Source organism: Mariniflexile soesokkakense, assembly GCF_039650365.1.
Lineage (GTDB): Bacteria > Bacteroidota > Bacteroidia > Flavobacteriales > Flavobacteriaceae > Mariniflexile > Mariniflexile soesokkakense.
The window spans coordinates 27,987-49,954 of the sequence record NZ_JAZHYP010000007.1; the positions used below are offsets into that span (position 1 = coordinate 27,987).

The 21,968-nt window shown below is 35.4% G+C and carries 20 protein-coding genes and 1 riboswitch; of the genes, 2 read left to right on the forward strand and 18 right to left on the reverse strand.

Annotated features, from left to right (window positions below):
• The first annotated feature begins 295 nt into the window (after positions 1 to 295).
• Both pta and VP395_RS13020 read left to right on the forward strand, forming a co-directional pair.
• Complete coding sequence (pta, locus tag VP395_RS13015) at positions 296 to 2,383, forward strand: phosphate acetyltransferase (RefSeq protein ID WP_346242454.1); 2,088 nt, start codon at positions 296 to 298, stop codon at positions 2,381 to 2,383.
• A 4-nt stretch (positions 2,384 to 2,387) separates the two neighbouring features.
• On the forward strand, positions 2,388 to 3,575 hold the full coding sequence (locus VP395_RS13020; RefSeq protein WP_346242455.1) for an acetate/propionate family kinase: 1,188 nt from the start codon (positions 2,388 to 2,390) through the stop codon (positions 3,573 to 3,575).
• Here VP395_RS13020 and VP395_RS13025 read toward each other — a convergent pair.
• The 18 genes from VP395_RS13025 to VP395_RS13110 all read right to left on the reverse strand — a co-directional run bounded on the left by VP395_RS13025 (position 3,561) and on the right by VP395_RS13110 (position 21,964).
• Positions 3,561 to 4,304, reverse strand: a complete 744-nt coding sequence (locus VP395_RS13025) for a head GIN domain-containing protein (RefSeq protein ID WP_346242456.1) — start codon at positions 4,302 to 4,304, stop codon at positions 3,561 to 3,563. The two genes, VP395_RS13020 and VP395_RS13025, sit on opposite strands and share 15 nt — an antisense overlap.
• Before the next feature lies 1 nt (position 4,305).
• A complete protein-coding gene (locus VP395_RS13030) occupies positions 4,306 to 5,406 on the reverse strand; it encodes an acyloxyacyl hydrolase (RefSeq protein WP_346242457.1) in 1,101 nt (366 codons plus the stop codon).
• A 36-nt stretch (positions 5,407 to 5,442) separates the two neighbouring features.
• A complete protein-coding gene (gene metF / locus VP395_RS13035; protein WP_346242458.1) occupies positions 5,443 to 6,399 on the reverse strand; it encodes a methylenetetrahydrofolate reductase [NAD(P)H] in 957 nt (318 codons plus the stop codon).
• A gap of 185 nt (positions 6,400 to 6,584) precedes the next feature.
• Entirely contained in the window at positions 6,585 to 6,824 is a 240-nt protein-coding gene (locus VP395_RS13040) for a hypothetical protein (RefSeq protein ID WP_346242459.1), read from the reverse strand.
• Positions 6,825 to 6,939: 115 nt separating this feature from the next.
• Positions 6,940 to 9,618: a methionine synthase gene (metH, locus tag VP395_RS13045; RefSeq protein ID WP_346242460.1), complete on the reverse strand. Its 2,679-nt coding sequence runs from the start codon at positions 9,616 to 9,618 to the stop codon at positions 6,940 to 6,942.
• A gap of 9 nt (positions 9,619 to 9,627) precedes the next feature.
• Positions 9,628 to 10,650 carry a homocysteine S-methyltransferase family protein gene (locus VP395_RS13050; protein WP_346242461.1) on the reverse strand — a complete coding sequence of 341 codons (1,023 nt, stop codon included), beginning with the start codon at positions 10,648 to 10,650 and terminating at the stop codon, positions 9,628 to 9,630.
• A gap of 52 nt (positions 10,651 to 10,702) precedes the next feature.
• Positions 10,703 to 10,813: riboswitch (SAM riboswitch) on the reverse strand.
• Positions 10,814 to 10,895: 82 nt separating this feature from the next.
• On the reverse strand, positions 10,896 to 11,786 hold the full coding sequence (cysM, locus tag VP395_RS13055) for a cysteine synthase CysM (protein ID WP_346242462.1): 891 nt from the start codon (positions 11,784 to 11,786) through the stop codon (positions 10,896 to 10,898).
• Positions 11,773 to 12,543, reverse strand: a complete 771-nt coding sequence (gene epsC, locus VP395_RS13060; protein WP_346242463.1) for a serine O-acetyltransferase EpsC — start codon at positions 12,541 to 12,543, stop codon at positions 11,773 to 11,775. Before epsC ends, cysM begins: the two co-directional genes overlap by 14 nt.
• Before the next feature lie 84 nt (positions 12,544 to 12,627).
• Positions 12,628 to 13,680 (reverse strand): NAD(P)/FAD-dependent oxidoreductase, encoded by a 1,053-nt coding sequence (locus VP395_RS13065; protein WP_346242464.1) that lies wholly within the window; start codon positions 13,678 to 13,680, stop codon positions 12,628 to 12,630.
• Positions 13,681 to 13,730: 50 nt separating this feature from the next.
• Entirely contained in the window at positions 13,731 to 14,309 is a 579-nt protein-coding gene (locus VP395_RS13070; protein WP_346242465.1) for a precorrin-2 dehydrogenase/sirohydrochlorin ferrochelatase family protein, read from the reverse strand.
• Between the two features lie 14 nt (positions 14,310 to 14,323).
• Positions 14,324 to 15,085 (reverse strand): uroporphyrinogen-III C-methyltransferase, encoded by a 762-nt coding sequence (gene cobA, locus VP395_RS13075; RefSeq protein WP_346242466.1) that lies wholly within the window; start codon positions 15,083 to 15,085, stop codon positions 14,324 to 14,326.
• Between the two features lie 9 nt (positions 15,086 to 15,094).
• On the reverse strand, positions 15,095 to 17,197 hold the full coding sequence (locus tag VP395_RS13080) for a HEPN domain-containing protein (protein WP_346242467.1): 2,103 nt from the start codon (positions 17,195 to 17,197) through the stop codon (positions 15,095 to 15,097).
• A 94-nt stretch (positions 17,198 to 17,291) separates the two neighbouring features.
• Positions 17,292 to 18,539 carry a sulfate adenylyltransferase subunit 1 gene (locus VP395_RS13085; RefSeq protein WP_346242468.1) on the reverse strand — a complete coding sequence of 416 codons (1,248 nt, stop codon included), beginning with the start codon at positions 18,537 to 18,539 and terminating at the stop codon, positions 17,292 to 17,294.
• A gap of 96 nt (positions 18,540 to 18,635) precedes the next feature.
• On the reverse strand, positions 18,636 to 19,562 hold the full coding sequence (cysD, locus tag VP395_RS13090) for a sulfate adenylyltransferase subunit CysD (protein WP_379884167.1): 927 nt from the start codon (positions 19,560 to 19,562) through the stop codon (positions 18,636 to 18,638).
• 56 nt (positions 19,563 to 19,618) lie between these two features.
• Positions 19,619 to 20,239 (reverse strand): phosphoadenosine phosphosulfate reductase domain-containing protein, encoded by a 621-nt coding sequence (locus tag VP395_RS13095; RefSeq protein ID WP_346242469.1) that lies wholly within the window; start codon positions 20,237 to 20,239, stop codon positions 19,619 to 19,621.
• Between the two features lie 14 nt (positions 20,240 to 20,253).
• Complete coding sequence (locus VP395_RS13100) at positions 20,254 to 20,517, reverse strand: DUF2061 domain-containing protein (RefSeq protein ID WP_346242470.1); 264 nt, start codon at positions 20,515 to 20,517, stop codon at positions 20,254 to 20,256.
• Positions 20,518 to 20,699: 182 nt separating this feature from the next.
• Positions 20,700 to 21,113, reverse strand: coding sequence for an RrF2 family transcriptional regulator (locus tag VP395_RS13105; RefSeq protein WP_346242471.1), 414 nt, complete (start codon positions 21,111 to 21,113; stop codon positions 20,700 to 20,702).
• A 41-nt stretch (positions 21,114 to 21,154) separates the two neighbouring features.
• Positions 21,155 to 21,964 (reverse strand): tetratricopeptide repeat protein, encoded by an 810-nt coding sequence (locus VP395_RS13110; RefSeq protein ID WP_346242472.1) that lies wholly within the window; start codon positions 21,962 to 21,964, stop codon positions 21,155 to 21,157.
• Between the last annotated feature and the right edge of the window lie 4 nt (positions 21,965 to 21,968).

The window sequence follows — 21,968 nt, forward strand, 5'->3', positions numbered from 1 at the left end:
CTACCCTAATTATTAAATTATAGCTGATAGTACGAGTTAGGGATTACTTATTTATTTTGATAAATTTGAAATCGCGAATGTTTCACATTTGCATTGGAAAGCCCGTAGCTGCCCTGACGCTTCGGGAAACAGTGCCAAAATTAATTGATTTATACTAGAAGTATGACTAATATCATCTTTACAAAAAGATGTAGGTATTAATTTTGTAGCATCATTATTTTTAATAATAAAAAAAGCATAGTTATTTTGCTTAAAACGTGCAATCAATTATCTTTATAAAACTACAAAACACCTCATGAGTAAAGGAATTTATGTAGCAACCATTGAACCAAACAGCGGAAAATCTGTTGTTGTTTTGGGTTTAATGCGTATGCTTTTAGGAAAAACAGCTAAAGTTGGATATTTTAGGCCTATTATTGAAGATCTAGATACTGGCGAAATGGACAACCATATTAGTACGGTTTTATCACATTTTGAGATTGACATCAATTACAAAAAAACCTTTGCCTTTACCAGAAACGAAGTTCTTGACTTGTACAACCAAGGAAAATCGGGAGAAGTAATTGATGAAATTATTAAAAAATATAAACACCTTGAACAACATTTCGATTTTGTTTTGGTTGAAGGCACCGATTTTTCGCATGAAAACTCCAGCATTGAACTGGATTTGAATATTTTAATCTCAAAAAATCTGAGTCTTCCTGTTATTATCGTGATTCAGGGCGATAAAAAAGAAAACAAGGAAATTGTTGATAGCGTTCAATTAGCCTACGACACTTTTAGAAATTCGGTTGATGTCCTTTCTATAATGACTAACAAGGCAAATTCCAATGAAGTTTCAACCTTAAAAACCTTATTGCAAAAGCGTATAAATAATACTGACATTACGGTTATTCCAAAAATTCACAGTTTATCGAGCCCTACGGTAAAAGAGGTTATAAAATCACTTGATGGTAAAGTTCTTTTTGGTAAAGACATGTTAAACAATCTTATAGACAGTTTTAGCGTAGGTGCTATGCAATTGCGCAACTACCTTACCCATTTAAAAGAGAATGCTTTAGTGATTACACCTGGCGATAGAGCCGATATCATTTTAGGCGCCTTGCAAGCCAACATATCTAAAAATTACCCTAAAATTTCTGGGATCATTTTAACAGGCGGCCTGATTCCTGAAGAACCTATTTTAAAACTTATTGAAGGTCTTTCTAGTGTGGTACCCATTATTAGTGTAAAAGACGGCACCTATTTAGTAACTAACGAAATAGGAAATATTAAATCTAAAATATATGCCGAAAACACCGAAAAAATAACCACCTCTATCTCAACTTTTGAAAAACATGTGGACACAGACAAGCTTGCTGAAAAATTAATAACCTTTGAATCGGGAATATTTACCCCAAGAATGTTTCAATATAATTTACTGCAACGTGCTTTAAAAAACAAAAAACACATTGTACTGCCAGAAGGTACAGACGAACGTGTTTTAGAGGCTGCTGCCCGATTGATAAATGCACAAGTAGTAGAATTAACGCTTATTGGTGATGAAGAATTAATTAAAGAGCGTATTGAAAAACTCGATATCTCTTTAGATTTGAATGCCATAAACATTGTATCTCCAACAAAATCACCCTATTTTGAAGATTACGTAAACACTTTTTATGAATTAAGAAAGCATAAAAATGTAAACTTAGAAATGGCAAGAGACGCTATGGCAGATGTATCGTATTTTGGAACCATGATGATTTATAAAGGACATGCAGACGGGATGGTTTCTGGAGCTGTACATACCACACAACACACGTTACGACCTGCTTTGCAGTTTATTAAAACAAAACCGGGCGTAAATATTGTGTCGTCTATTTTCTTTATGTGTTTAGAAGATCGAATTTCTGTTTTTGGTGATTGTGCCATTAACCCAAACCCAAATGCAAAAGAATTGGCAGAAATTGCCATTCAATCTTCACAAACCGCTAAAGAGTTTGGTATTGAACCTAAAGTCGCGATGCTTTCTTATTCATCTGGTGCATCAGGAAAAGGTGCTGACGTTGAAAAAGTAAGAGAAGCTACCGACATAGTTAAATTGGAAGTACCAACTTTAAAAATAGAAGGCCCTATTCAATATGACGCTGCGGTTGATATGCGTATTGGAAAAAGCAAATTACCAGATTCTGAAGTTGCAGGAAGTGCTAGTGTACTTGTTTTTCCAGATTTAAACACCGGGAACAATACTTATAAAGCTGTACAGCGCGAAACAGGCGCACTGGCCATTGGCCCTGTTTTACAAGGCTTAAACAAGCCCGTTAACGACCTAAGCAGAGGTTGCACCGTAGATGATATTTACAGCACCGTTATAATAACAGCCATACAAGCTCAAGAAAGTTAAAAATATGCAAGTACTCATTTTAAACTCAGGGAGTTCTTCCTTAAAATTTCAATTATTTTCAATGCCCGAAGAAACTATTTTATGTTCCGGAATGGTAGAACGCATTGGTTTTAACGATGCTGTTTTCAAATTTAAAACCGATAAAGACTCCATAGAGTTGGAATCAAAAATATTAAACCATAAAGCAGGGTTAAAATTGGTGGCTCAACATCTTTTAGATAAAAAGGTAGGAGTTTTAAAATCACCGGAAGATATCGCTATTGTTGGACACAGGGTGGTGCATGGCGGTATTCATTTTAGCAATACTACTGAAATTACAGAAGCTGTTAAAAAGAAAATAAAAACATTATCATCTTTAGCCCCATTACATAACCCTGCCAATTTAGAAGGCATTGTTGTAGCCGAAGACATCTTTCCAAAAGCAAAACAAGTAGCAGTTTTTGACACAGCATTTCTTCAATCCATTCCAGAAGTAGCCTATAAATACGCGATTCCTAACGAGTTTTTAACGGAAAATCATATCCGCTTATATGGTTTTCACGGAACAAGCCATAAATATGTTTCTGAAAAATCAACTGAATTTTTAGGCAAAAAAGAATCTAAAATCATCACCATTCATTTAGGAAATGGCTGTAGTATAACAGCTGTTAAAAACGGAAAAAGCATAGATCATTCTATGGGCTTTTCTCCTTTGGGAGGCTTGATAATGGGAACACGATCGGGCGACATAGACCCTTCTATCATTTTTCATTTAAAAGACAAGTTAGGCTACAGTTTAAAAGAAATAAACACGCTGTTAAATAAAAAAAGTGGGATGTTAGGACTAACAGGCTATAGTGATTTAAGAGATATTCAAACAATGGCTGAAAAAGGCAATAAGGATTGTGTTTTGGCTTTGCAAATGAACGCTTACCGTATTAAAAAATATATTGGTAGTTACGCCGCCATTTTAAACGGGCTGGATGCCATAGTGTTTACTGCAGGTATTGGCGAAAATTCAAAATATATGCGCCAACTAATTTGCAAGGACTTAGATTTTTTAGGTATTCATTTAGATACTGAAAAAAATGATTCTGATTTAAGAACCATTCGAGCCATAAATAAAGAAGATTCAAAAGCGAAAATTCTGGTAGTTCCTACGAATGAAGAATTAGAAATTGCGAAGCAGTCGGTAGGTTTAATTAAAAATTAAGCGTCCTTTATATAATTCTTGAACATCTACATGGGGCGGATGTGTAACCGAAATAACGTTACCTGTACCAGAAATTCTCCCAGTTAGGGATTGTTGTGGGTTTACAATCATATCGTTAGAACTTCGGTTCCATAGCGCTATATTTTGGGCAATTAAATTAGAACCTTCAAAACGCGAAGTGCCCGCTGCAAACGCAATATCAAGATAATTGGTTCTTCCAGAGATATAAGCATTGGATAAATTGTTGAACACTAAATAAAACGCATAATTATCAATTTGCAATCTAAAATTCCCACTAGTAAACGAATTAGGTTTACTGTAATCTTCTGCCAAAACAGTTAAAGTTGGGTAGGTTAAAACCCCATCAGAACGCACTTCATATTGCGTAGAACTTCTTATTTCAGTAATATTCGGTGAGGTAATATATACTTTTGTAACACCATAATCTCGAACGTAATTACAAGAATTATTATCTGTAAGAATCAGTTTTCCTTCTACAACAACTGCCTCAATATCATTCAATAAATTTTCACCTGTTTCAATAAGAACCTTTTGCTCAATACCTTCTTTAACAATTAACTCGATGTCTCTATTTACTAATATTTTATCAAAGGTAGAAACATTCATTTCTTGTTGCACAATAGCTCCAGTAGTTTGGAAACAATCGCTCGCAGTTTCACTATTACAGGAAATCAATAAAATAGATACTATGTATATTAGTTTTTTCATTTTACAATCGAACGCCTATTCCTAATTCAACAGCTTCTGCTTTAGCCCCATGTGTTTTTAAAGTTAAAGCACCAAACCATTTGTCATTAACATAACGCTTCAAACCAATTCTTGAATATACTCTACCTTCAAAATCAAATGGGTAATACACGTAATACCCTAGCTGGGTTTCTAAAGAGGTTCTATTAATAAATAACTCATGCCCAACAAAAACACCTACACGTTTAAAGTCTTCATCTCCAGAAACATTTTCTTCCGGAAATGAGACACTTTTATAATAAATATATTCCTTTAAAAAGTTTGAAAAGAATACATCGGTTCCCAACTGTAAGGCACTTTTAACATTTATACGTTTATCGGCATAGGCCGAAAAAATATAAAATGGAAACTGCCCGCTGCCAACCACATCACTTTCGTTTACGCCGCCTCTAAAAGCAACATTATATTTTATGGGTTGTGTGAATTTTTCCTTTTCACCATCGGCTATAGTTGTAATATAGTCCGGCTCATTTTCATCCAAATTATAGGTCACACCCAAATTAAAAGCTATGGTGTTAACACTCGCATTTGGCGCTTTAATGTTGGCGTTGGAATAATGAATGAACGAAAATCCTGCTTGCACCCCAAACCTATCTATAATGCGCTCCTTTTTATAATTAAGCATCATCATAGTACTACTTAATAAATGAGAACCAAATGCAATGTTTCTGTAATTTTCTTCTTTATCGTATGGATTTGGAGCGTACCCGATGCCTTGCCCAATTCTAAACATGACATTCCTATTAAAAAAATAGAAATTATAATGCGCGTATAGGGATGCATTGCCCCCTAATACTTCATTTTCAAGGTTTTGATAAACAAAAGTAAAACCATAATCGGGGTAGTTATAACGTTGTTCCCAATCGTTAAATCCATAAGTCTTCTTATTCCAACTTAAAACAACACCTGCAGGATGCCCATTAATTAAATGCAGAATATCGTTGTTGTGCAGTGCGATGTTCCCTTTAAAATTGTTCATATCTATATAAGAAGTATACTCCTTATCTTGTGAAAAAACAAAAAAAGTAAGAATTAGAAAAGTGCAGGTTAAAAATGGTTTCATTAACAAATTTGCTGTAACGCAAAAACAACGTATTGATTAAAACAACTCCGATGCAATGGCTTTTATATTATCGCTTTTACCCATCGAATAATAATGTAAAAACGGCACACCTGCTGCTTTTAATTCTTTAGATTGTTGAATAGCAAACTCAATGCCAACTTGCCTTACAGCAACGTTATCTTTACAGGCCTCTACCGCTTCAATAAGTTCTTCTGGCAAATCTATTTTAAAAACCTGTGGTAATATATGCAAATGGCGCTTTACAGCAATCGGCTTAATACCTGGAATAATAGGCACAGTAATTCCAATTTTCCTAGCTTCATCAACAAAGTCAAAATACTTTTTATTGTCAAAAAACATTTGCGTTACTACATAATCGGCACCAGCATCCACCTTTGCTTTTAGGCGTTTTAAATCTGTTTGAAACGAAGGCGCTTCCATGTGTTTTTCCGGGTAACCGGCAACACCTACACAAAAATCGTAATTGTGTTCCACCTCAATTTCATCGTGCAAATATTTACCGTTATTTAAGTCAGCAATTTGCTGCACCAATTCGCTGGCATAACAGTTCCCTCCTTCAGTTGGAATAAAGTACGGCTCATCCTTTCTAGAATCTCCACGCAATGCCACCACATTATCAATACCTAAATAATGGCAATCTACCAAAACATACTCGGTTTCTTCCTTAGTAAAGCCACCACACAACAAATGCGGAATCGCATCAATATTATACTTATGCATAATAGATGCACATATTCCAACCGTACCGGGGCGCAAACGGGTAATACGTTTATCAAAAAGTCCGTTACCTTTATCAACATAAATAAACTCTTCTCTAGACGTAGTTACATCAATAAACGGCGGTTTAAACTCCATTAACGGATCGATATTATTATACAAATCCTGAATATTTTTCCCTTTTTGAGGCGGTACTACTTCAAACGAAAACAATGTTTTTCCGTTGGCTTTTTTTATGTGATCTGTTACTTTCATTATTCTATTTTATCATTCCAACTTATCGCGGAATCCTCTTCAATATTAATACTTTTTTGGCGTTACCACAAGGGTCGCGCTTTTCGCTATATCTTTTTTAAAGTTGCGCTTCGATATCTTCTACCAAAATATATTTTGGTCTCGATAGTCTCAAAAAAGGATGCCGCTGCAATCGCTAACGCAGACTAAACCAACAGTTTTTTCAACGCTTCATAATCTTCTTTATACTCCCAATAAATCCATCGTCCATTCACATAATCGGTTAAAATATATTTCTCGCTAATCGATTTAATTCTTGAAATAGGCAGTAATTTCTTCGAAAAAGTATCCGAAGGAATATGTTCCATCATTTCTTTATTCTTGGTATTATAACCATGAGAAATAATGTAACTACCTAATGTTAGTTCTATAAATTTATCTTTCATATCATTTTTTTACCAGACCTCACAGGTTTTAAAAACCTGTGAGGTATAAACCGCAACAGTTCCTTCCCAAGCCTGCATTGGGCGCAGTCCAAATGGAGAGGCTAAGTGGAGCTTCTTACTCATCTGCAATAGTTGGGTGCAACCATTTTCTAGCTTTTTCTTTGGTGATGCCTTTACGCACTGAATAATCAGTTACTTGGTCATCTGTAATTTTTCCTAAACCAAAATACTTCGCTTCTGGGTTTCCAAAATAATACCCCGAAACCGCTGCTGCTGGCCACATGGCTAAACTTTCGGTTAAGGTGACTCCTATTATTTTTTCAACCTCCAACAACTCCCAAATGGTTTCCTTTTCTAAATGATCTGGACATGCTGGATAACCTGGTGCCGGACGAATACCTTTATAACTTTCTTTAATTAAATCATCGTTGGTTAAATCTTCATCTGCAGCATACCCCCAGTGCTTAGTTCGTACTTGCTTATGTAAATACTCCGCTAAAGCTTCAGCAAACCTATCGGCAATGGCTTGAGCCATAATGCCATTATAATCATCTTCTTTGGCTCTATAACTATCTGCAAGTTCTTGTGCGCCAAAAATAGCAACACAAAAAGCCCCCATATAATCGGTTTTCCCTGTTTCTTTTGGTGCAATAAAATCTGCTAAAGCAATATTTGGAATACCTTCACGCTTGCTTAATTGTTGGCGCAAAGTTCTAAAAATAGCTATTTCATTTCCTTTTTTCTGAACCGAAATATCATCATGATTGATGCTGTTAGCTTCAAACAATCCGAAAACCGCTCTTGGTTTCAACAATTGCTTCGCGATGATTTCTTTAATCATAGCTTGCGCTTCATGATACATAATGGTAGCCTGTTCACCAACAACATCATCGCTTAAAATATCCGGGAATTTCCCATGCAAGTCCCAACTTCTAAAAAACGGACTCCAATCTATAAAAGGTTCCAATTCTTTTAAACTTAATTGTTTTAAAACTTGAACACCTATTTCGTTAGGTTTTACAATTTCAGAAGTTTCCCAATCTATTTTATATTTTCTTTTACGCGCTTCATTAATTGAAATATATGATTTCTCTTTACCGCGTTTTAAAAACTTGGTTCGGAATTCATCGTAATCTTTCTTTAAATTGGCAACATATTCGTTGGATGTTTTCTTGTTCAATAAATCACCCACAACCGTTACCGCTCTGGAAGCATCATTTACATGCACCACCGCATTTTTGTACTGTGGATCAATCTTAACAGCTGTGTGTGCTTTGGAGGTTGTAGCTCCTCCAATAAGCAATGGCAACGTGAAATTTTGACGCTCCATTTCTTTTGCCAAATACACCATTTCATCTAGTGATGGTGTGATTAATCCTGATAACCCAATAGCATCTACATTATGTGCTTTGGCTTCTGCTATGATTTTTTCTGGTGGTACCATAACCCCTAAATCAACTATAGCGTAATTATTACAGGCTAATACAACGCTTACAATATTTTTTCCAATATCGTGCACATCACCTTTTACAGTTGCCATTAGCACTTTACCAACGGGTTCCTGTAAATCACCTTTTTCGGCTTCAATAAACGGATTTAGATAACCAACAGCTTTTTTCATTACACGCGCCGATTTCACAACTTGTGGCAAGAACATTTTTCCCGCTCCAAACAAATCGCCTACAACGTTCATTCCAATCATTAAATGCCCTTCAATAACATCAATGGGTTTTTCGGCTTGTAATCTCGCCTCTTCTACATCTTCTATAATAAACGCATCAATACCTTTTACCAATGCGTGTGTAATTCTATCTTGAACTGGGTTTTCTCGCCAGGATAAATCGACCCCTTTTTCAACTTTAGAACCTTTTACCGTTTCAGCAAAGTCTAATAAACGCTCTGTAGCATCGTCGCGTCTGTCTAATATGACATCTTCTACATGCTCTAATAAATCTTTTGGAATATCATCATAAATCTCTAAAAGTGCAGGATTAACAATACCCATATTCATACCCGCTTGAATGGCATAGTATAAAAACACCGAGTGCATCGCTTCGCGAACACCATCGTTTCCTCTAAACGAAAACGATACGTTACTTACACCACCACTCACACTAACGTTTGGTAAATTCTCGCGTACCCAACGTGTGGCTTCAATAAAATCGATGGCATTTCTGCGGTGTTCGTCCATTCCTGTTGCTACAGGAAATATGTTTAAATCGAAAATAATATCTTCGGAAGGAAAGCCTACTTTATTAACTAGAATATCGTACGAGCGTTTACAAATTTCGATGCGTCTTTCATAGTTATCCGCTTGCCCAACTTCATCAAAAGCCATAATAACAACTGCGGCACCATACCTTTTTATCTGTTTTGCTTCCCAAATAAATTTGTCTTCGCCTTCCTTTAAGGAAATGGAATTCACCACACATTTACCTTGCACGACTTGAAGACCTGCTTCAATAATCTCCCATTTAGAACTATCAATCATTATAGGTACACGAGAAATATCGGGCTCAGCAGCAATTAAATTTAAAAAACGCACCATAGATTCTTTGCCATCTATAAGTCCGTCGTCCATATTGATGTCGATAATTTGGGCACCGCCATCTACTTGATGACGCGCTACTTGCAACGCTTCGTCGAATTTTTCTTCTTTAATCAATCGTAAAAACATACGAGATCCAGCTACGTTTGTACGTTCTCCAACGTTAATAAAATTGCTGTTTTCGTTTAGGATTAGTGGTTCTAATCCTGAAAGTCTCATGTATTTTCTTTCAATCTTCTCTTTCATATCACTTTTTTAATGTGACCCTTCGACTGCGCTCAGGGTGACAGCATGCTGACGAGGTTTATATTTTGCAGCAATATCTGCAATTACTTTAATATGCTCTGGTGTTGTACCACAGCAACCACCAATAATATTGATTAAATTTTTCTTTAAATATTCTTCAATTTGCTCACCCATTTCTTCAGCAGTTTCGTCATATTCTCCAAACGCGTTTGGCAAGCCTGCATTCGGGTGTGCAGAAATAGCAAAATCAGTTTTATTGGCAATAGCTTCTAAATGGGGTTGCAATAAATTAGCTCCCAAAGCACAGTTAAATCCAATGGATAATAACGGGATGTGTGATACCGAAATTAAAAAAGCTTCGGCGGTTTGCCCTGATAAGGTTCTACCGGAAGCATCGGTAATGGTTCCGCTTAACATAATTGGAATATCTATGTTTCTTTCTTCTTTTACTTCTTCAATGGCAAATAATGCTGCTTTGGCATTCAATGTATCAAAAACAGTTTCCACCAACAATAAATCGGCACCTCCATCAATCAACGCTTCAACTTGTTGTTTGTACGCAATACGCAATTCATCAAAAGTTACTGCTCTATATCCAGGATCGTTAACATCGGGCGACATACTTGCCGTACGGTTTGTTGGTCCAATAGATCCTGCTACGAAACGTGGCTTGTTCGGTTCGCGCTTTGTAAATTCATCAGCAACCTCTTTGGCTATTTTAGCCGATTGAAAGTTTAGTTCATACACCAAATCTTCCATTTGGTAATCTGCCATAGCAATGGTTGTACCCGAAAATGTATTGGTTTCAACAATATCTGCTCCAGCTTCAAAATATTTTGCGTGAATGGTTTTAATAGCTTCAGGTTGGGTAATAGAAAGCAAATCGTTATTCCCCTGTAATGGTGTTGGGTAATCTTTAAAACGCTCGCCTCTAAAATCTTCTTCAGTAAATTTATACTGCTGAAGCATGGTTCCCATAGCACCATCTAGTACTAAAATACGGTCTTGTAAAGCTTTATGTATGTTTGACATTTTGATATTTTTTATATCTGTATGTCATCAAGAAAAGTAAAAGATACACTTTTCGTTATCTTTCTAGTATTAAAAACACTAGTAGAACGTAGCACCTTTCCCAAAATTTGGGAGGTTGCCAAGGCTTCAACGGGTCTATTCCCTCTACCTTTCTTGATAACATATTTAATACGTTTATGAACTCGTGGGCAAAAATACCTCACATTTTTTTAAATTCACAGTAAATTGATGAAAATCGGCTGATTTTATTCAAATAATGTTGAAGACAAATAGCGATCGCCTCTATCACAAATAATGGCTACAATAACACCTTCATCAATAGATTCAGCTATTTTTAAAGCACAATATACAGCACCTCCGCTACTCATTCCTGCAAATACACCTTCTTCTTTTGCCAATCGCTGGGTTGTGGTTTTGGCATCTTCTTCGCTAACATCCACAACAACATCTACTCTAGAGCGGTCGAAAAACTTAGGCACATAATCGGGTGACCATTTTCTAATACCTGGAATTTTAGCACCATCTTCAGGTTGTGCCCCAACGATGGTGATGTTTTTATTTTTTTCTTTCAGAAACCTTGATGTTCCCATAATAGTACCTGTAGTTCCCATTGCCGACACGAAATGTGTAATTTCGCCATCGGTGTCTCTCCAAATTTCAGGACCTGTGGTTTTGTAATGTGCTTTCCAGTTATCGTCGTTCTCAAATTGATTCAACAAGGTATACCCTTTTTCGTCTCTTAATTGAAACGCCAAATCTCTGGAACCTTCTATGCCACCATCTGCTGATGTTAAAATTACCTCAGCCCCATACGCTCGCATGGTTTTAACGCGTTCTTCGGTAGAATTCTCAGGCATGATTAATACCATATGTACTCCCAATAAATTGGCTATAAATGCCAAAGCAATTCCTGTATTACCACTTGTTGCTTCTACCAAATAGTCTCCTTTTTTAATATCGCCTCGTTTTAAGGCCTCATTAATCATATTAAAAGCAGCACGATCTTTAACGCTTCCGCCAGGGTTATCGCCTTCAAGCTTCAGATACAGCTTCACGCCTTTTTTTTTAATAAGATGACTTGCCTCTACAAGTGGTGTGTTGCCTATTTGATCTAAAATACCTTTAACGGATGCCATTCTTTTTGGGTCTGATTTTTATTTCGGTTTGGTAAGTAACTAATGAATTTTCTGGAACCGATTCGGTAATCCAAACATTGGCACCAATGGTGCTATTTGCACCAATAGAAATATCGCCCCCAAGGATGGTAGCATTGGCGTAAATAGTTACGTTATCTTCAATAGTTGGGTGGCGTTTGGTAGATTCCAAGCTCTTCTTCACTTGAATACCACCAAGAGTAACTCCTTGAAAAATCTTTACATTATTTTTTATGATGGAAGTCTCGCCAATAACAATTCCCGTTCCGTGATCCACAAAAAACGAATCGCCAATAGTAGCTCCGGGATGGATATCGATACCTGTAATACCATGTACATACTCACTCATCATCCTAGGAATGATAGGCACATTTTGCACATACAATTCATGACTTAAACGGTAAATTGAAATGGCATAAAACCCTGGGCATGCTAAATAAACTTCTTCTAAACTTTTAGTTGCTGGGTCGAAATTCACCACCGCAATAGCATCTAAATCTAATTTTGTTCTGATGGCTTGAAACTTACCTTGAAACGCATTCCAAATAGCTTCGCCATCATTAATATCTAGATTATTTGCAATGTCTAAAAACGTCTTTTTTAATGATTGAAGTTCATTTTCATGTTCGTCAAAAACATAATAAAATAAACGCTTTGTAAATGTTTTTACAACATCTTTTAAACGCACATTATATTTTTTTTGAATCAATTTATCGTTTAACTCTTGGCATGGATCCATATCAACTACTTTTTAATTATCTATTGGTTGTCGTTATTCAATGTTGAAATTTACAACAATAAAAGACTTCTAAAAAAAACTTTTTTATTGAATGGACTGTACCACAGCTTTAGGCGCTTCTTTTCTAGAGCCATCAAAACCATCAATACCACTAACGGTTGTATATTTTAATACATACTTTTTTCCTGGATTGATGATTCTGTAAGCTGCCTGACACATTAAAGTAGCTTCGTGGAAACCACAAAGAATTAACTTTAATTTTTCAGGATAAGTATTCACATCACCAATTGCAAATATACCTGGAATATTTGTTTGATAATTTAATGAATTATCAACTTTTATGGCATTCTTCTCTATTTCTAACCCCCAGTCACCAATAGGCCCTAATTTTGGAGACAAACCGAATAATGGAATAAAGTGATCTGTTTCTAAACGAAACTCCTCACCTTCTTTACTAACTGTAAGAGCTTCAATTTTACCATCACCATGTAGTTCTGTAACTTCGGCTGGTGTTATTAAATTGATTTTACCTAAGTTTTTCAACTCACTTACTTTTTCAACAGAATCTAAAGCACCTCTAAATTCGTTTCTCCTGTGAATTAAAGTTACTTCAGAAGCAACATCGGCTAAAAAAATACTCCAATCTAAAGCAGAATCTCCTCCACCAGAAATCACGACGCGTTTATTTCTGTATACTTCTGGATCTTTAATGAAATATTCTAACCCATTATCTTCATAAATATCTAGGTTATCCAATCCTGGTTTTCTAGGTTCAAATGAACCTAAACCTCCAGCAATAGCTACTACCGGCGCATGGTGTTTTGTTCCTTTATTGGTAGTAACAATAAAAGTTCCGTCTTCTAATTTATCAATGGTTTCGGCTCGCTCACCTAAGGTAAACCCAGGTTCAAATTGTTTTCCTTGCTCTACCAAATTTTTTGTTAAATCACCAGCTAATACTTCTGGAAATCCTGGAATATCGTATATAGGTTTTTTTGGATAAATTTCTGAACATTGTCCACCTGGTTGTGGTAATGCATCAATTAAATGGCATTTAAGTTTTAACAATCCTGCTTCAAAAACTGTGAATAATCCCGTTGGTCCAGCACCTATTATAAGTATATCTGTTTTAATCATTTTGTTTGTAATTTAGACCTACAAGGTTTTAAAAACCTTGTAGGTCTTCTTTATTTTTTCTCAATTAATCCTTTGGTAAATTCGTTAAGTGTTTCCACTTTTTGTTCAAAATCACCTTTTATTGTTTTTCTGTATTCGTTTAAATTTTTAACCAAATCGTCTACATTTTCTGGAATCACATCCTCAAAAAACTGACGCAAACGTTTGGCAGTTGTTGGCGACTTTCCATTGGTCGAAATAGCCACTTTAACATTGCCTTTTGTTACAATACCACCCATATAAAAATCGCAATACGGTGGGTTATCGGCAACATTCACTAAAATACTGCGCTTTCGGCAGTGTTTATGCACTTTTACATTTACACTAGGCACATCGGTAGTTGCTATAACCATGTGCTTTCCTTTTAAATAACGCTTACTGTAGCGTCTTTTTAACAACTTAACGTCACCTTTTTTTGCAAGTTCAATAGTCCCTTCCCTGAACATAGGCGACACCATAGTTACTTTAGCATCTGGACTTGATTTTAACAGGAACGTTAATTTTTCTTCGGCTACATTCCCTCCGCCCACAATAAGCACGTTAAGACTATTTAACTTTAAAAAAATAGGATATAAATTATTCCTTTCCATAATGAAGCCTAGGGTTATGCTTTATTTAATTCTTTATAAATAGTTGTTAATTGAACACGCTCTTTCACCACATCGCCAATAACAATAATTGCTGGATTTGCCAACTGTTTTTCTTCCACAACTTTGCTAATCGTGCTGATAGTTCCAAAACCAAATTTTTCGTTTTCGGTAGTACCTTCTTGAATGATGGCTACAGGTGTATCCTGCTTATTTTCTTCTGAAAAAATTTGAACAATTTCATCTAACTTGCCCATCCCCATTAAAATAACAACCGTTGCTGTTGATTTTGCCGCAATAGCAACATCATCAGACAACTGGTGTGCTTTGGTAGTTCCTGTTATTACCCAAAAACTTTCGGAAGCACCACGTTTTGTTAACGGAATACCTTGATATGCAGGTACTGCAATAGATGATGATATACCTGGCACTACATAGGTTTCTAAACCAAAAGTTCTCACATAATCAATTTCTTCTGCACCTCTTCCAAAAATAAAGGGATCGCCACCTTTTAAGCGTACTACATGTCCTTTTTCCTTAGCCTTGTTTACAATGAGTTCGTTAATTTGTTCTTGCTGAAAAGCATAACACCCTTTGCGCTTCCCCACAAAAATAAGTTCCGTTTTTGCCGAAGCATATTTAAGAAGTTCTTCGTTTATAAGCGCATCGTACAAGATCACATCGGCAGACTCAATCGCTTTAATTGCTTTAAGCGTAATTAAATCTGGATCGCCTGGACCTGCACCTACAACCGTTAATTTTGGGGTTATCAAACTCATAATCTGTATTTAAACCGTTTTGTTTTCAAGCTTTGTATCTGCATCTCTAAAAGCTCTTACTTTTTCTAAAAACTGGTTTGCACTTTTTATATAATTAGATGCGAATGCCTCAGTAGGTGCATTTTTGTTTATTTGATAAATCAATTCTGAAAAAGAAGTACCTAAATTAAGTTTACCACTTTCTACAAACAATTCATCAAACTGACTTACAATACCTGCATGTGTATTGGTGCTTTTGTTTTCTGCCAACAACATGGCCTTTGCAGAATTCACCATGGACGTATACGCATGATAAATAGCACTTGAATACACTTTGTTGTTGAATGATTTTTGTGCGTTTCCAATTTTTTCTTCACTCTCAAAAAACAAAGTCGCGATTAAATCGATAACGACACCAGCACATTCGCCAATACCAATTTCTTTCTCGTATTTTTCTTCAGTTCCCCAATCGATAAAATCTTCTTGGGTTAAATTTGAAACATCTTGAAGATCGTTTAACAAATCGTAAAAATATCTGTCGCCAGTTACTTTATAGTAATCTACAAACGATTTATCTTCTGCATTTGCTTCATAATCGTTTAAAATTCTGCGTAACGCTTCTGGTCCTCTTCTACTTGGTACTTTTACTACTTTATCAGCAAACAATCCGTTACCATCTCCTAAATTTCCGCCACCTAATAACACTTGTAAAGCTGGTGCTACCAATTTATCTGGAGTACGCACAGACATCCCTTGGAAACCAATATTTGCCATATTGTGTTGCCCACAAGCATTCATACAGCCACTAATTTTAATAACCACATCGTCGTTTTTTAAATACTGTGGGTATTCAGCTTTTATAACACGCTCCAACTCATCTGCAATACCTGTACTACTTGCAATACCTAAATTACACGTATCGGTCCCAGGGCATGCTGTAATATCAACCGCTTTATTATAACCTGCTTCAACGAAGCCTAATTTTTCTAATTCGGTATAGAAAAAAGGCACTAAATTTTCCTTAACAAAAGGAATAACTATATTTTGACGCAACGACAAACGAATTTCGCCCGCTGCATATTTTTCTACTAAATTGGCCAATAAACGTGCTTTATCTGTATAAAAATCTCCTAAAAGCACTTTAATACCGATAGCTACAAAACCTTCCTGTTTTTGAGGAATTAAGTTAGTTGCTTTCCAAAGTTCAAAAGCTTCTTGATCTTTAATTTCTACTTGAGGTGCTTCAACCGAAACTGGTTTTGAGGCTACATATGCATCTGCATCAATAGCAACCGTTTTAAATTCGATTGCATTTTGTTCATCTTCAACCAATTCTTTAAAAGCATCTAAACCGATATCTTTTATTAAGAATTTCATTCTCGCTTTCGCACGACTTTTACGTTCGCCATAACGATCGAAAACACGTAACACACCTTCCATTAAAGGAATAATTTTATCTGAAGGCAAGAAACTATATAACTCGTCGGCATGACGTGGTTGCGAGCCTAAGCCACCACCAATCATCACTTTAAACCCACGAACACCGTTTTCAATTTTAGCGATGAAACCTAAATCGTGCATGTACGAAAGTCCGGTATCCTCATCAGAAGATGAAAAAGACACCTTGAACTTACGTCCCATTTCTTGACAGATAGGATTTCTTAAGAAAAAACGAAATAAGGCATCGGCATAGGGCGACACATCAAACGGTTCGTTTGGATCAATGCCTGCCAATTCTGAAGCGGTTACGTTACGCACCGTGTTACCACACGCTTCTCTTAAGGTAATATCGTCTTTATCCAATTCAGACCACAATTCTGGGGTTCTGTTTAAATCCACATAATGAATTTGGATATCTTGACGCGTTGTAATGTGCAAGCGACCACGAGAATACTCATCAGACACATCAGAAATTCTGCGTAATTGGTTGCTTTTTACTTTTCCGTAAGGTAATTTGATACGAATCATTTGAACGCCTTCTTGACGCTGACCGTAAATACCACGAGCTAAACGAAGACTTCTAAATTTTTCTTCATCAATTTTTCCTGTATTGAATAATTCGATTTTTTTAGCTAATTCTAAAATTTCGTTTTCAACAACTGGATTTTCTATTTCTGTTCTAAAAGTTTGCATTTTCTTTTAAGTTTTAATGTTGAAAGTTTTTAAAGTTGAAAAGTAAATAGCTCTTTAACTTTTCGCTTTCAAGCTTTTTAACTTCTGTTTTTTTTTATTGAATGAAGCCTGCTCCTACCGTATGATTGTTTTGGGTATCGATTAAAATAAACGATCCGTTTGTTCTGTGATTTTTAAATTGATCGAAGAACAATGGTTTGTTGAATTTGAATGTTACCGAAGCAATATCATTGACACCCAAACCTTGAACGTTTTTTTCAATACCTGAATAATCAGGGTTTATTTTATGATTGATTTTTTCTACTCTAGCCAATACTTTGTTCACACCATGTTGTAACACATATTTTGAACCCGCTTCCAATGGCGTTGAATCCATCCAACAAATATTTGCTGTAAATTGTTTATCGATGGTAGGTAAATCACCTTCCTTAACAATCATATCACCTCTACTTACATTAATATCATTTTCTAAAGTGATAGTAACCGACGAACGTCTTGAAGCTGTTTGATATTTTTCGTCATAGAAATAAATATCCTTGATTTTTGATCTTGTTTTTGATGGTAATACTAAAATATTATCACCAACACTTAATTCCCCGCCATACACTTTACCTGCATACCCTCTAAAATCGTGGAAATCTTCCGTTTTTGGACGGATAACATACTGTACTGGAAAACGTGGCGTCCCTACATTGTAAATATCTTTTTTATCTAAACCTTCTAAATGCTCTAATAAAGATTCACCTGTGTACCAAGGCATATTTTCAGAACGGTTTACAACATTATCACCTTTTAAAGCACTTACCGGAATGAACGTGATTTTTTGATCTTGGTAATCTCTTTTGCTCATTAACTCAGAAAAATCTGCTTTGATTTTATTGTAAACCTCTTCAGAATAATCTACCAAGTCCATTTTGTTAATGGTAACAACAACATCTTTAATTCTCAATAAATTATTGATGAAGAAGTGACGATTGGTTTGCTCGATAACCCCTTTTCTTGCATCAATTAAAATGATAGACGCTTGAGATGTTGAAGCGCCTGTAACCATGTTTCTCGTGTATTCAACATGGCCAGGGGTATCGGCTATAATGTAACTTTTCTTTCTTGTTGAAAAATAGATGTGTGCCACGTCAATGGTGATACCTTGTTCTCTTTCTGCTACCAATCCATCGGTTGCCAACGAAAAATCCAAGTAATCATAACCTTTTTGTTTACTTGTTTTTTCAATAGCTGCTAACTTATCGGTAGTTAATGATTTTGTATCGTAAAGTATGCGCCCTATTAAGGTACTTTTTCCATCATCTACACTTCCTGCTGTTGCAATTTTTAATACTTCCATTTTATTTTTTGCTTTATGCTTTATGCTTAACGCTTTAAGCAATCTGACTTTATCTTAATTTTTATTTGCTTATGGCTTATTGCCTATAGCATACGGCTAAAAGTACCCTTGTTGTTTACGTTTTTCCATGGCTGCTTCAGAACGTTTATCGTCTATGCGCGCACCACGTTCTGAAATTGTACTATCTCTAATTTCTTCAACTACTTTAGAAATTGTTGATGCTTCCGATAAGACAGCCGCTGTACAACTCATATCGCCTACGGTTCTAAAACGCACCATTTCTTCAATCACTTCTTCACTATCATCTCTATAAACCACTTCATCCTCAGCAGACCAAATCATACCATCTCTTAAGAATACTTTACGTTTGTGCGCAAAATAAATAGAAGGGATTTCGATATTTTCTTGTTCTATATAAGACCAAACATCTAATTCTGTCCAGTTTGAAATTGGGAACACTCGTACGTTTTGTCCTAAATTAATTTGACCATTCAACATATCGAAAAGCTCTGGACGTTGGTTTTTTTCATCCCATTGGCCAAAATCATCACGTACCGAAAAAATACGCTCTTTTGCTCTTGCTTTTTCTTCATCACGACGCGCACCACCAATACAAGCATCAAACTTAAATTCTTCAATAGCATCTAAAAGCGTCGTAGTCTGCAATTGGTTTCTACTGGCATATCTACCAGATTCTTCCTTTACTTTTCCTTGATCGATAGAATCTTGAACGTTTCTAACAATTAATTCCAAACCTAGTTCTTTAACCAAACGATCTCTAAACTCAATAGTTTCAGGAAAATTATGCCCCGTATCAATATGCATTAAAGGAAATGGAACTTTCGCAGGATAAAATGCTTTTACAGCTAACCGTACCAAGGTGATAGAATCTTTTCCTCCAGAAAATAACAATACAGGTTTTTCAAACTGCGCCGCTACCTCTCTAATGATATAGATAGCTTCGTTTTCTAATGAATTTATGTTTGATGTGTCTTTCTTCATAATCTTATTTTTGTTAGCCACTACTGTTTTCTGATTTGTGACTTTTTACTTTTTTACTTTTTTACTTTCAAACTTAATTAAGCATGTAACCCACACTCTCTATTTTCCAAAGCTTTTGTTGGATCGAAATATTTGAATTCGTTTGGCAAGTTGTTTTCTTCAAGGTATTTATCTAAATCTGCATCAGACCAATAGTAAAACGGACTTACTTTTAATACACCATCTTTACTCACGCTGAAAATACCAATGCTATCTCTAAAGGCTGTTTGTCCTTGGCGCAGGTTGGTAAACCAAACTCTTGGTTTATGTTCTTCCATGGCACGCCTGAAAGGCTCCAACTTAACTTGCTCTGTAAACAGAGCATGTTCAGGAGCATCTACACTCGGAATTCCCAAAACCACATCTCTGTGCGCCGTGGTTTGTTTAGGCACATATAAAAAAATGTTTAAGTTTAAATCTTTTATTACTTTTTCAGCATGTTTGTATGTTTGCGGCGTATTATAACCTGTATCGCACCAAACCACTGGTATATTAGCCTCAACCGAATTTACAGCATGTAAAATAGCCGCTTCGTAAGGTCTGAAATTTGTTGTAACAACTGCTTCTTTATTAAGCTCAAAAGCCTTCTGGATAATCTCAGATGGCTTAGCATTTTTTAAAAGCGTATTTAATTCGTTTATGTTCTCTTGCGTTATCATCTCTCTCTATTAACTTATTTTCCCCACTTAATATTATTCCAAATTCGCTCATGAAAGAAGTACAATACCATTTTGGTAACTAACTCTACCGAACCTATAGAAAACGCCAGGGCCAACTCTCCTGTTATTACCCAAGAAATCAAAATAGTATCTAAAGTACCTATAATTCTCCAGCTAATAGACTTCACAATACTTCTAAGCGGCTTCTCTTTAGCGCTGTCTGTTTTATAACTCGTTTTCTCGTTTTGATTTGAATTTGTTAACACGTGCCCAATCATTTTACTTAGTATTACATTAATCCTATCGATTTAATAGGAAATGCAAATTTAATACTTTTTATTAATTCTCAAACAATAATTTTATTTTTTTTATGAGTTATATTCATTTCATATTAAAGATACATGCTGTTAGCTATAAAACATCTGCTAAATTACAAAAATACTGCATTAGCTCGGTTCATTTACCTAAGCGACAGATCTTTAAGTGTTGTGTTTTTAAAGACTTCAAGTGTGCTATCTCGTACTTGAATCATGAGTTTATTAACGCTGCAAAGCAGCTCGTCTGGACAATCATCACACTTTTCATAAAAGTTTAAACTCACACACGGCACCATAGCTATGGGCCCTTCTAGAACACGCATCACCTCGGTCATTAATATTTCCGAAGGGTCTTTTCTTAAATAATAGCCGCCATGTTTTCCTTTTTTAGAACCTAAAATGCCCGATTTTCTTAAGGTGAGTAAAATGCTTTCTAAAAATTTTTGAGGTATTTGTTCTCCTCTTGCAATTTCTCCAACCTGTACTGGCATATCACTTCCACTTCTAGCAATGAAAGTGAGTGCTTTTAATCCGTATTTTGTTTTTTTAGATAGCATAGCGCGAAGATACTTAATTTAAGAATTTTGAAATAATAATTTTACCATCTTACTTGATAAGGATATGTTTCGTATATGCTATTATCTTCGTTGATTGAATGCCCATTAATACCATCTTCTTTAGATTGTTGATACAGAATTTTAGAGTTTTCCAAATCATTTAATTTCAATAAACAAATAGATTTATAATATTTTACTTCTGAAAAATTTGGATATTGCTTTAATGATTTATCAAATTCAACAATAGCTTCCTTCCATTTTTCTTGTTCATATTTACTTATTCCATAGTAGAAAAGGTCTAGATAATGAGCTTCTCCCCATTCTTTTTCTTGTTCTTCTATATCTTTTGAAAAAATAGTTTCAGCTTTCTTAAATTGATTAAGTTGCAAATTACAAAGCGCTATATGAAATTGATAAGTATGATCCATAACATATGAATTACCTTCTGTATCGATGCATTTTTCAAAATCAATGATGGCATCTTGGTAGGTTTTAGCAAAAATACATTTAATAAATGCTCTATAACTTAACCATCTTCTCGAATCATAAAAAACAGCTTTATCTAAATAGATCATGCCAACCTCATACTTGCGAGCTTTAAAATATGGCATGGCTTTTTGTTGCCACAAATATGCAATAGTGCTATCCACTTTTAAGCCTTCATCTAAACAATTTTGCCATTCAATCATTTGATACTTGTAATTAAACTTTTCTGCACAATTAGTAACATACTTTTTAATTATCGAGTCTTGCTTTATTCTTTTGTTTTCAGAAGGCACTGTATTCATATCCACTTGACTTTTACACTGCATAAAAGATATAGACAATATAAAAATCAAAAATTTAGTCATTTAC